The organism is Ramlibacter sp. (assembly GCF_035706265.1).
GTDB lineage: Bacteria > Pseudomonadota > Gammaproteobacteria > Burkholderiales > Burkholderiaceae_C > Ramlibacter.
This window is the reverse complement of sequence record NZ_DASSVG010000517.1, coordinates 1-10807: the sequence shown is the minus strand read 5'-3', so window position 1 is coordinate 10807 and position 10807 is coordinate 1. Positions and strand designations below refer to the sequence as shown.

The following is a 10807-nucleotide window of genomic DNA, read 5'->3' as shown; positions in this document are numbered from 1 at the left end:
CCGGCGAGGAAGAAGGCCACCAGCAGGCCCTCGCGCAGCATCAGCCGGTCCTGGAACTGCGGATAGGCGGTGGCGAAGCCCAGGAACAGCAGCAGCAGGCCCATGAACACGGCCGGATGGTGCGAGAAGACGACGATGCCGGCCAGGAAGGCGATGTGGATCGCCAGCACGCCCGCGGGCAACTGCACCTGGCCGCGGCCCTTCGAGGGCGGCAGCGCGGCGAGCTCGCGCCGGAAGAAGAAGGCGACGCTGGCGGCGTTCACCGCCACCGCGATCGCGGACTTCCAGCCGAACAGCGTGAACATGTCGGCGAAGCCCCAGCCCCACTTGCCGGCCACCATCAGGATCGGCGGGGCGGCAAAGGGCGTGAGCGTGCCGCCGATCGACACGTTGACGAACAGCACGCCCAGCGTGACGTACTTCAGCCGCGTGGAGACCTGCTTGCTGTAGATCTGGTCGCGCAGCATCAGCGCCGCCAGCGTCATCGCCGCCGGCTCGGTGATGAGGGAGCCCATGAGCGGCACGGCCACCAGCGTCACGAGGTACAGGCCGATCGCGCCGCGTGCCGGCACCGCCAGCGCGAGCAGCGCCGCGATCGAGCGCGCCACCTGCAGCACCGCCTTGCTGCCCGCCACCACCATGATGGCGAACACGAACATCGGCTCGGTGTAGTCGCGCGAATCGACGTACTGGGTGGCGGCCACGCGGCCCTGCAGCGCGATCATCAGCGCCACCAGCACGATGGCCCAGAAGCCGAACACGACCTCGACTTCGCCGAGCAGGTGCCACACCCCGGCGTGGGCCGGCTGCTGGTGGGCGAGGCGTTGGAAATACTTGCTGGAGAAGGTATGCAGGATCGCGAGCGCGAAGAGGGCACACGCGATCCACTGGACGGCGACGGTCATTGCCGTGCAAAGGCTATCGCCGCGGGGGCTTGCAGGGATCAGGGGAGCGCGTACGGGATGCCCGTAGGGGTTTCCGGGTTCCCGCCTGCGCGGGAACGACAGGGGCTAGGATTCCGCCGGCCCGTCGTGCAGGCGCACCAGTTCCACCACGCTGGAGACGCCCAGCTTCTCCATCACTCGCGCCTTGTGGACTTCCACCGTGCGCGGGCTGATCCCGAGCTCGGTGGCGATCTGCCGGTTGTGCAGGCCGCGCATCACCAGGTCCAGCACCTGCCGCTCGCGGCCGGTGAGCACCTCGCCCGGCAGCTTGCCGCGCGGCACCCGCGGCTGGCGCGCCGCCTGCGCCGCCAGCCTGGCGCTGGCGTTGCCGATCGCGGCCAGGATGTGGCTGCTGTCGAAGGGCTTCTCCACGAAATCGGCGGCATCGGCGAGGAAGGCGCGGCGCGCCGCCGCCACGTCGCCGTGCGCCGTCACCACCACCACGGCGAGGCCGGGGAAGCGCCCCCGCACTTCCTCCAGCAGATCCAGCCCCGACATTCCGGGCATGCGGATGTCGACCAGCACGCAGCCCTTCCACTCCGGCCGCGCGGTGGCGAGGAAGTCCTCCGCGTTGCCGAAGGTGGCGGTGGCGAAGCCCTTGAGGCTCAGCATCAGCGAGAGCGAATCGCGCACCGACGCGTCGTCGTCCACCACGTAGACGGTTTCACAGGGCAGCGGCGGGGGCGGGGTCGAATTCATCGCGCGGAAGGGTGAAGCAGAAGCGGCCGCCCGGGCCGGCTTCGGCCCAGAGTTTGCCACCGTGGCTTTCGACGATGCTGCGGCAGATCGAGAGTCCCACGCCGAGGCCGCCCTGCTTGTCCGAGGCCGGCGCGTCGAACACGGCGCGCAGGCGCTCCGGTGCGATGCCGGGGCCGCTGTCGATCACGTCCACCCGCAGGCCGCCGTCGCCGCGCGCCACCCGCAGCAGCACGCTGCGCTCGCCGCCGTCCTGCGCGGCCGATTCGATCGCGTTGGCCAGCAGGTTGCGCAGCACCACGGCGATCTGGATCGGGTCCACCCGCAGCGGCGGCAGGCCCGCCGCGGTCTCGGCCTGCAGGCGCACGCCCAGGCGCTGCGCGAACTCGTGGTGCGCTTCCAGCGTCTCGCGCGCCAGGGCGTCGATCGCGGTCGGCTGCAGCGAGGTGGCGCCGGAACGGAAGAAGTCGCGCAGCCGCCGCGTCACGGCGCCGGTGCGGCGCGCCTCCGCCACCAGCTTCTGCAGTACCTGCGCGAGCTGCTGGCGGTGCGGGCCGTCGAGGCCGGCGGGATCGGCCGCCAGCGACTGGCAGGCGTCGGCATAGTTGCTCAAGGCGGTGAGCGGCTGGCTCAGCTCGTGGGCGAGCGCGGCGGCCATCTGCCCGGCGGCGGAAAAGCGCAGGCTGGCGCGCAGGTCGGCCTCGGCCCGCGCGCGTTCGTCCACGGCCACCCCGAGCAGCAGGCCCGTCATCGCGGTGGCGGCCATCAACGCCTGCAGCTCGAACAGCGTGAGGTCGTGCCGCAGCGCGATCTGCGCGGCGGCCAGCAGGCCGGCCTGCGTGAACAGCGAGGACAGCACCGCTCCCTGCACGCCGAAGCGCACGGCGGCCCATACCACCGGCGGCACCAGCAGGTAGAAGAACTTGAAGTAGTCCTGCTGGCCGCGGCCGAACACCACCCACAGCGCAGCGCAGGTGAGGGCGGCGCCGGCCCACCACGCGGGGCTGCGCAGCACCGAGCCCAGGCCCGCGCGCCGGGCCGGGGCCAGCAGCACCAGCAGCAGGGGCAGCAGCACCAGCACGGCGACGGCGTCGCCGACCCAGTAGCGCACCACGGCTTCGAGCGCGAAGCCGGAGGCCGGCATGCTGCCGGCGTGGATCAGCACGTAGAGGACGGCGCTGGCGAGCGAGCCCACGGTGACGATCAGTGCCAGCCAGAGCAGCTCGCGGTGGTGCGCGAGCGGGAAGGCCAGGTCCAGCGTGCGGCGCAGCGCCCAGGCCATGGCGCTGAAGGTGAGCGTCAGCGCCACCGCCGCGGCGAGGGTGGTGAAGCCCTGCGGCGGCAGCCCGCGCACCACCACCTCCGCCAGCAGCAGGCCCGCGAGCACCAGCCAGGCCTTGCGCGGCTCGCGCAGCAGCAGCGCGATGGCCAGCGCCTGCTGCGGGTTCCAGGGCGTGATGTTCAGGCCCGGCACCGGACGGAAGTAGCTGGCCCAGTCCAGCAGCACGTAGGCGGCGAGATAAGCGCCGGCCCAGGCCCAGGCGGGCAGGTGGGGGGAGCTGCGTTCGGTGACGGGCATCAACAGGCATGGTAGCCGGGCCTTGCTACGATGCACGGCTGCACTCCCTTTCCAGGATGGACCCCATGAACAATCCCCACATCGCAGTGATCGGCGCCGGCACCATGGGCAATGGCGTGGCCCAGGTCTGCGCGCAGGCGGGCCTGCGCGTCACCATGGTGGACGTGAACGACGCCGCCGTGGCGCGCGGCGTCGAGACCATCGGCAAGAACCTCGCGCGCCTCGTGAGCAAGGAGAAGATGACCGAGGCCGAGCGCGGCACGGTGCTGGCCCGCATCCAGGGCACGACTGACTACGGCGCCATCGCGCCGTGCGACATGGTGATCGAGGCCGCCACCGAGAACCTGGACCTGAAGCTGCGCATCCTGCGCCAGATCGACGGCCTGGTGCGCAAGGAGGCGGTGATCGCCACCAACACCTCCTCGATCTCGATCAGCCAGCTGGCGGCCGTGATCTCGCGGCCCGAGCGGTTCATCGGCCTGCACTTCTTCAATCCCGTGCCGGTCATGCAGCTGCTGGAGCTGATCCGCGGCATGCAGACCTCCGACGAGACGCTGGCGCTGGCGCAGGCCTTCGCCAAGCTGGTTGGCAAGACGCCCATCGTGGCGAAGAACAGCCCCGGCTTCGTCGTCAACCGCATCCTCTGCCCGATGATCAACGAGGCGATCTTCGCGCTGCAGGAGGGGCTGGCGAGCGCCGAGGACATCGATACCGGCATGCGCCTGGGCTGCAACCACCCGATCGGCCCGCTGGCGCTGGCCGACATGATCGGGCTGGACACGATGCTGTCGGTGATGAACGTGTTCTACGAGGGCTTCAACGATCCCAAGTACCGCCCGGCGCCGCTGCTGAAGGAAATGGTGGCCGCCGGCCGCCTGGGCCGCAAGACGGGGCGCGGGTTCTACGAGTACAAGTAGGCCGGCGCGGGGGGCGTGGCCCCTACCGCCCTTCCGCCCACTCCTTCACCGCCCGCTGCCATGTCGCCATCCGCGCGTGCGCCTTCGTGCCCGCGGCGCCGGTGTTGGCCGCGATCAGCTTGTCGATCTGCGCTTCCTGCGCCTTGCCGAACTCCTCGGGGAACAGGGGCACGACGGTGACGATGCAGTCGGCCGGCTGGCCGTCCTCGCCCGGGAAGCCCTGGCCCTTGATGCGGTAGGTGTGGTAGCCGCGCTTCAGGCGCATCTGCTGCAGGCCCGAGGGCGTGGGCACCTCGATCCAGCGGTTGGCCACCCAGGCGAAGCCGTCCACCGGCAGCTCGCAGCGCACGGTGCCGTCCTCGTCGAGGGTGAAGAGCGGATGTGGCGCCACTTCCACCCGCAGCTCCAGCGCGACCTTCCCGCCCGCATGCGGGCCATCGAAGCTCGCGTGGACGTGCAGCAGGTCGCCCTCGCGCACGCCGCCGGGGATGCGCGCGCGGCAGCGGTACTTGCGGGAGGCCGACTTGCCCGTGCCTGCACACACGGCGCAGGCGTGGCGCACCGAGCCGCTGCCGTGGCAGGCCTTGCACTTCGCGCCCGAGGCCGCCCAGGCGAACCAGAGCGGCTGGCGCGCCTGCCCGGTGCCGCGGCACTCGCGGCATTCGCTCGCGTGCTTCTGCAGGCCGCTGCCCGCGCAGAGGCTGCAGTCCTCCACCAGTTCGCCCTCGATCTCCCGGATGCAGCCGGCCAGCGCTTCTTCCAGCGTGAGGCGCACGGCGTGCTGCAGCGCGCGCCCCGCGCCGCCGCGCCCTGACGTGGCACCTGCACCGTCGAAATCGGTGATCGGGCCGAAGCCGCTGGCGCGAAAGCGCCGGATCTCCTCCAGCGCCCGGTTGATGCGCTGGATCTTGCGCAGCGCGTGCGGGCTCGCGTTGCGGTCCGGGTGCCAGCGCGCGGCGAGGCGCCGCCAGGCGGCCTTCACTTCCGCGTCGGTGCAGTCGGGCGTGAGCCCCAGTTCCCGGTAGCTGTCTTCGACGTTCACGCTGCCTGCATGGTAGCCCAGGCGGACGCGCTACCATCCGTGCGAGGAGAACATCGACATGAAGAAGATCGGCATGGTGGGCATCGGCCTGATGGGCCACGGCATTGCCACCAATCTGCAGAAGCACGGTTACCCGCTGGCGCTGTTCGAGCACGCCGGCAACCAGCCGCTGGACGCGCTCAAGGCGGGCGGCGCGCGCGGCTTCACCAGCGCGAAGGAACTCGCCGCCGCGTCCGACGTGGTGATCACCGTGCTCACCGGGTCGCCGCAGGTGGAGGCGGTGGTGATGGGGCCGGGCGGGCTGCTGGAAGGCCTGCGCCCGGGCTGCATCGTGATCGACTGTTCGACGGCGATCCCGTCCTCCACGGCGCGGGTGGCGCAGGCGGTGCAGCAGGCCGGCGCGCGCTTCCTCGACGCGCCCATGACGCGCACGCCCAAGGAGGCGGCCGAGGGCCGGCTGAACCTGCTGGTGGGCGGCGACGCCGCGCTGCTGGAGGAATGCCGGCCCATCCTGCGCTGCTTCGCCGAGAACATCACGCACGTGGGGCCCGTCGGCGCCGGCCACGGCATGAAGCTGCTGCACAACTACGTGTCGCTGGGCATGGTCACCCTGCTGGCCGAAGCGGCGGCCTGCGCCCGGCGCAGCGGCGTCGCGCCCGATGCCTTCGCGGAGGTGCTGGCCAAGGGCGGCGGCGGCGGCACCGCGCTGGAACGCATCAAGCCCTACCTGCTGGCCGAAGATCCCGGCGGCCTGCGCTTCTCGATCGCCAACGCGCGCAAGGACCTCGACTACTACAACGCCATGGCCTCCGACGCCGGCGCGGCGAAGGAGGTGGCGGCGGCGGTGCTGTCCACGCTGGAAGGCGCGCTGCGCGAGGCGGATGCGGGCGCGTTCGTGCCGGAGCTGGTGAAGATCCTCGGAAAGCGGTGATCCGCGCTTCGCAGGCTCACGCCAGCGAATACCACGCCACGCCCTCCCGCAACACCTTGCGCGCCTCGCCCTGGCGCACCAGGTAGTTCAGGCAGGCGATCGCCTCGCCGGTGGCCAGGCTGAACAGGTGGCCGTCGGCCTCGCGGATCGGCCGCTTGAACAAGGCCTCGAACGTGTCGGGCACGCGGCGCGGCTCGCGCAGCGCGGTGCGCAGGCGCTCGAAGGCCGCGGCCTGGCCTTCGCGCAGCTGCGCGATGCGCGCATGCAGGCCGTGGAAGCACTCGTTGTGCGCCGGCAGCACCAGCACGTCGTCGGGCACGCGCCGCTCCAGCACGTCGAGCGACTCGAACCAGTCCGCCATCGGGTTCGCATCCGGCTCGATCGGATGCACCGACACGTTGGACGAGATCTTCGGCAGCACCTGGTCGCCCGAGATCAGCAGCTTCAGCGTGCGGTTGTAGAGGCAGGAGTGCTCGGGCGAATGGCCCTTGCCGGCCACGACCTCCCAGTCGTGCCCGCCGATGCGGATCACCTCGCCGTCCACGATGCGGCGGAAGCTGTCCGGCAGCGCGTGGATGTTCTTGCCGAAGTTGCCGAAGCGCGCGCGGTACTCGTCCACCGCATCGACGCTCCAGCCCGCCTCCTGGAAGAAGCGCAGCGCATCGGGCGGCGCGTCGCGGCTGGTGTCGGACACCAGCACCCGGCAGGCGAGGTATTCCAGCCGCGAGATCCACAGCCGCGCACCGGACTTGCGCGACAGCCAGCCGGCCATGCCGATGTGGTCCGGGTGCATGTGGGTGACGATGATCCGGGCCAGCGGCCGGTCGAAGGGCGGCGTCGCCAGCAGGTGCTGCCAGGCCGCGGTGGTCTCCTCGGTGCGCACGCCGGTGTCCACCAGCGTCCAGCCCTCCCCATCCTCGATCGCCCAGACGTTGATGTGGTTGAGCCGGAAGGGCATGGGCAGGCGGATCCAGTGCACGCCGGGCGCGACGCAGGTGGACTGGCCCGGGGCCGGGGCGGCCAGCGGGTAGGCAAGCGAGGTGTACTGCATGACGCCGAGTTTGCATCAAGCGCAGCCGGACTGCGGCCGCGGGGATTTGCGCGATCATCGGGCCGAAGGAGATCCGCCATGGATGACGAAGCGTTCAACATCAGCCTGCGCAAGTTCCTCAAGATGGTCGGCGTCAGCTCGCAGCGCGAGATGGAGCAGGCCGTGGCCAAGGCCTTGCAGGAGCAGGCCATCGCCGGCAACGAGTCCTTCCCCGCCCGCATGACGCTGGAGATCCCCGGCCTGAAACTGCAGGTGCACTTCGACGGCGAGATCCGGCTGCAGTAGGCGCTGCTGCAGAGCCTGCGGCCGGACACAGGCGCTCACCCTCACCCCACGGCCGCGCGGGGCCACTGCAAAATGGCCGTGGACTTCCGGAGCAGCGCCTGACCGTGGCAACGACAGCAAGACGGCTCCCCATCGGAGCGGAATACCGGCCGGGCGAGGGCACCCATTTCCGCGTGTGGGCGCCGGCCGCGCGACAGGTGGACGCCGTGTTCGAGGGCGCGGCCGCACCGGCCACCCCGCTGCGCCGCGAAGGCGAAGGCTATTTCTCCGGCCTGGTGGAGGCGGCGCGGCCCGGCATGCGCTACCGCTTCCGCCTCGACGGCAAGGAAGCCCTGCCCGACCCCGCCTCGCGCTGGCAGCCGGAAGGCCCGCACGGGCCTTCGGAGATCGTGGCGCTCGATGGCTTCGAATGGACCGATGCCGCCTGGCCGGGTGTCGGCGCCAAAGGGCAGGTGCTCTACGAACTGCACGTGGGCACCTTCACGCCCGAAGGCACTTATGCCGCCGCCGAGCGGCACCTGCCCTACCTGAAGGACCTGGGCATCACGCTGATCGAACTGATGCCGGTGAACGAATTCAACGGCCCTTTCGGCTGGGGCTACGACGGCGTCAACCTGTTCGCGCCCACCCGCCTGTACGGAACGCCGGACGAACTGCGGCGCTTCATCGACCGCGCCCATGCGGTCGGCCTCGGGGTGATCCTCGACGTGGTCTACAACCACTTCGGCCCGAGCGGCAACTACCTCGGTCGCTTCTCGCCCCACTACGTCAGCAAGCGCTACGAGAACGAATGGGGCGAGGCCGTCAACTTCGACGGCGAGCACAGCGCGCCCGTGCGCGAGTTCTTCCGCTGCAACGCCGAGTACTGGATCCGCGAATTCCACTTCGACGGCCTGCGGCTCGACGCGACGCAATGCCTGTTCGATGCCAGCCCTACCCACATCGTGGCGGAGATCGCGCAGGCGGCGCGGGCCGCGGCAGGGCGGCGCGGCATCTACCTCAGCGCCGAGAACGAGCCGCAGCACGCGGAGCTCGCGCGGCCGGTGGAGCGCGGCGGCATGGGCCTCGATGCGATGTGGAACGACGACTTCCACCACAGCGCCACCGTCGCGGCCACCGGCCTGTGCGACGCCTACTTCACGGAAACGCGCGGCACGCCGCAGGAGCTGATCTCGGCGCTGAAGTGGGGCTTCCTCTACCAGGGCCAGTGGTACGCGTGGCAGAAGCAGCGGCGCGGCCATCCCGCGCTGGACCTGCCGGCCAGCGCCTTCATCCAGTTCCTGCAGAACCACGACCAGGTGGCCAACAGCGCGCGCGGCCAGCGGCTGCACCAGCTCACCAGCCCCGGACGCCTGCGCGCCCTCACGGCGCTGCTGCTGCTCGCGCCCGGCACGCCGCTGCTGTTCCAGGGCCAGGAGTTCGCGGCCAGCGCGCCCTTCCTCTACTTCGCGCGTCACGAGGAGGAGCTGAACCGGCTGATCCGCAAGGGCCGGCACGACTTCCTGCGGCAGTTTCCCAACATCGCGAGCGAGGAAGGTGGCAAGCTGCTCGCCACGCCCGCCGACGAAGAAACGTTCCGACGATGCAAGCTGGACCACGCCGAGCGAGAACGCCATGCGCAGGTGCTGCAGATGCACCGCGACCTGCTGCGCTTGCGCCGCGAGGACGCAGTGTTCGCGCGCGCCGACGCGAGCCGCATGCACGGCGCGGTGCTCGGGCCGGAGGCCTTCCTGCTGCGCTTCCTCGGCGACGCGGGCGACGACCGCCTGCTGCTCGTGAACCTCGGGCCCACGCTGCCCCTGCAGCCGATGCCCGAGCCGCTGCTCGCGCCCCCGCACGGCATGCGCTGGAAGCTGCTGTGCCACAGCGAGGACCCGCGCTGGGGCGGCAACGGAATGAACGAACCGGACGGCGAGCACGGCTGGTGCCTGCCGGCGCATGCGCTCGCGGTCCTGGAACCTGTCCGCCTGGAGGAAACCGATGGCCGAAGCCATCCTGAACAAGATGCCCTGGGGGGGCAACAATGAACACCCCGAACGGCTGCTGACGCGCGAGTGGCTCGTGACCAACGGGCTCGGAGGCTATGCCTCCGGCTCGATCGCGGGCGTGGCCACGCGCCGCTACCACGGCCTGCTGATCGCCGCCCTGCCGACGCCGATCGGCCGCACCGTGATGCTCAGCCACCTGGGCGAATGGGTGCGGCTGCCGGACCGGCGCACGATTCGCCTGGCCGGCGAGGAGCGGCCCGAACAGCCTTACGAGCTGCCGGAGATCCTGACCGAGTTCCGCCTCGAGATGGGCCTGCCGGTGTGGACGTACCACGTCGGCGATGCGGTGATCGAGAAGCGGATCGTGCTGCCCTATGGCCAGAACACGGTGCACGTGAACTACCGCATGACGGCCGGCGGCCAGGGCGTGCGGCTGATCCTGCGCCCGCGCCTGCACTTCCGGGGCCACGAGCATCCGGTCGACGAGTCCTATGACGAACCGTGCCGCCTGCACGTGCTGAGCTCGCGCTTCGAGGTGCACTCCGAGAGCCATCCCCAGCTGCCGCCGCTGCGCATGACGCTGCTGGGGCGCGAGGCGCAGCTGGTGCTGGAAGGCGGCAACTTCGAGGAGTTCTTCTACCGGCTGGAGGCGGCGCGCGGCTATGCGGCGCGCGGGCGGGTCTGGACGCCGGGGCGCTTCCGCGCCGAGCTGCAGCCGGGCGAGGAATGCACGCTGGTCGCCTCCACCGAGAGCTGGGACACGATCCACGCGCTGACGCCGCAGCAGGCCCTCAATGCCGAACACGCGCGGCGCGAGCGCCTGCTGGAACAGGCCGACCCGGCGGCGCGCAGCGGCCGCGCGGGCGAACTCGTGCTGGCCGCCGACCAGTTCATCATCTCGCCCTTCAGCCGCCAGGCCGATGCGGCGCGCGCGCAGGCCGAGGGCGACCAGGCCCGCACGGTGATCGCCGGCTACCACTGGTTCACCGACTGGGGGCGCGACACCATGATCAGCCTCGAGGGGCTGACGCTCACCACCGGCCGCCACTCGGAAGCCGGCTACATCCTGCGCACCTTCCTGCACTACGTGAAGGACGGCCTGATCCCCAACATGTTCCCGGAAGGGCAGAACGAGGGCCTGTACCACACGGCCGATGCGACGCTGTGGTTCTTCCACGCGATGGACCGCTACGTGCAGGTGACGGGAGACCGGCTCACGCTGCGCCACGCGATTCCCTGCTTCTGCTCGATCATCGAGCACCACCTGCGCGGCACGCGCTTCAACATCGGCGTGGACCAGCGCGACGGCCTGCTGCGGCAGGGCGCCGAGGGCTACCAGCTCACCTGGATGGACGCCAAGGTGGAAGGCTGGGT

At 70.9% G+C, this 10807-nt stretch carries 10 protein-coding genes; 5 read left to right on the top strand and 5 right to left on the bottom strand.

What is annotated here, in order from left to right; genetic code table 11:
• The 3 genes from VFM98_RS18530 to VFM98_RS18520 form a co-directional block, all read right to left on the bottom strand.
• Positions 1-905 (bottom strand): putative Na+/H+ antiporter (locus VFM98_RS18530; protein WP_325111373.1); only part of this gene is annotated, 905 nt, incomplete at its 3' end.
• A 105-nt stretch (positions 906-1010) separates the two neighbouring features.
• Positions 1011-1643, bottom strand: coding sequence for a response regulator transcription factor (locus tag VFM98_RS18525; RefSeq protein WP_325111372.1), 633 nt, complete (start codon positions 1641-1643; stop codon positions 1011-1013).
• Complete coding sequence (locus VFM98_RS18520) at positions 1609-3219, bottom strand: sensor histidine kinase (RefSeq protein ID WP_325111371.1); 1611 nt, start codon at positions 3217-3219, stop codon at positions 1609-1611. Before VFM98_RS18520 ends, VFM98_RS18525 begins: the two co-directional genes overlap by 35 nt.
• A 65-nt stretch (positions 3220-3284) precedes the next feature.
• Here VFM98_RS18520 and VFM98_RS18515 point away from each other — a divergent pair, with 65 nt between their 5' ends.
• Positions 3285-4136, top strand: coding sequence for a 3-hydroxybutyryl-CoA dehydrogenase (locus VFM98_RS18515; RefSeq protein ID WP_325111370.1), 852 nt, complete (start codon positions 3285-3287; stop codon positions 4134-4136).
• A gap of 22 nt (positions 4137-4158) precedes the next feature.
• On the opposite strand, the gene VFM98_RS18510 is transcribed toward VFM98_RS18515, so the two are convergent.
• Complete coding sequence (locus VFM98_RS18510) at positions 4159-5178, bottom strand: DnaJ C-terminal domain-containing protein (RefSeq protein ID WP_325111369.1); 1020 nt, start codon at positions 5176-5178, stop codon at positions 4159-4161.
• A 58-nt stretch (positions 5179-5236) separates the two neighbouring features.
• Between VFM98_RS18510 and VFM98_RS18505 the strand changes: the two genes are divergently transcribed.
• Entirely contained in the window at positions 5237-6109 is an 873-nt protein-coding gene (locus VFM98_RS18505) for an NAD(P)-dependent oxidoreductase (protein WP_325111368.1), read from the top strand.
• A gap of 16 nt (positions 6110-6125) precedes the next feature.
• Here VFM98_RS18505 and VFM98_RS18500 read toward each other — a convergent pair whose 3' ends face one another.
• Positions 6126-7160 (bottom strand): MBL fold metallo-hydrolase, encoded by a 1035-nt coding sequence (locus VFM98_RS18500; protein WP_325111367.1) that lies wholly within the window; start codon positions 7158-7160, stop codon positions 6126-6128.
• Positions 7161-7238: 78 nt separating this feature from the next.
• Between VFM98_RS18500 and VFM98_RS18495 the strand changes: the two genes are divergently transcribed.
• From VFM98_RS18495 to VFM98_RS18485, 3 genes are all read left to right on the top strand, one after another.
• The gene (locus VFM98_RS18495; RefSeq protein WP_325111366.1) at positions 7239-7445 is read left to right on the top strand and encodes a DUF6494 family protein; all 207 of its coding nucleotides are present in this window, start codon (positions 7239-7241) and stop codon (positions 7443-7445) included.
• 104 nt (positions 7446-7549) lie between these two features.
• On the top strand, positions 7550-9472 hold the full coding sequence (treZ, locus tag VFM98_RS18490; protein ID WP_325111365.1) for a malto-oligosyltrehalose trehalohydrolase: 1923 nt from the start codon (positions 7550-7552) through the stop codon (positions 9470-9472).
• Positions 9426-10807: glycogen debranching enzyme N-terminal domain-containing protein (locus VFM98_RS18485; RefSeq protein WP_325111364.1), on the top strand; the 1382-nt coding region annotated here is incomplete at its 3' end. The genes treZ and VFM98_RS18485, both read left to right, overlap by 47 nt.

Coding starts and splice junctions, on each gene's coding strand:
- VFM98_RS18525 (WP_325111372.1), bottom strand. CDS start 1,643: ATGAATTCGACCCCGCCCCCGCCGCTGCCCTGTGAAACCGTCTACGTG.
- VFM98_RS18520 (WP_325111371.1), bottom strand. CDS start 3,219: ATGCCCGTCACCGAACGCAGCTCCCCCCACCTGCCCGCCTGGGCCTGG.
- VFM98_RS18515 (WP_325111370.1), top strand. CDS start 3,285: ATGAACAATCCCCACATCGCAGTGATCGGCGCCGGCACCATGGGCAAT.
- VFM98_RS18505 (WP_325111368.1), top strand. CDS start 5,237: ATGAAGAAGATCGGCATGGTGGGCATCGGCCTGATGGGCCACGGCATT.
- VFM98_RS18500 (WP_325111367.1), bottom strand. CDS start 7,160: ATGCAGTACACCTCGCTTGCCTACCCGCTGGCCGCCCCGGCCCCGGGC.
- VFM98_RS18495 (WP_325111366.1), top strand. CDS start 7,239: ATGGATGACGAAGCGTTCAACATCAGCCTGCGCAAGTTCCTCAAGATG.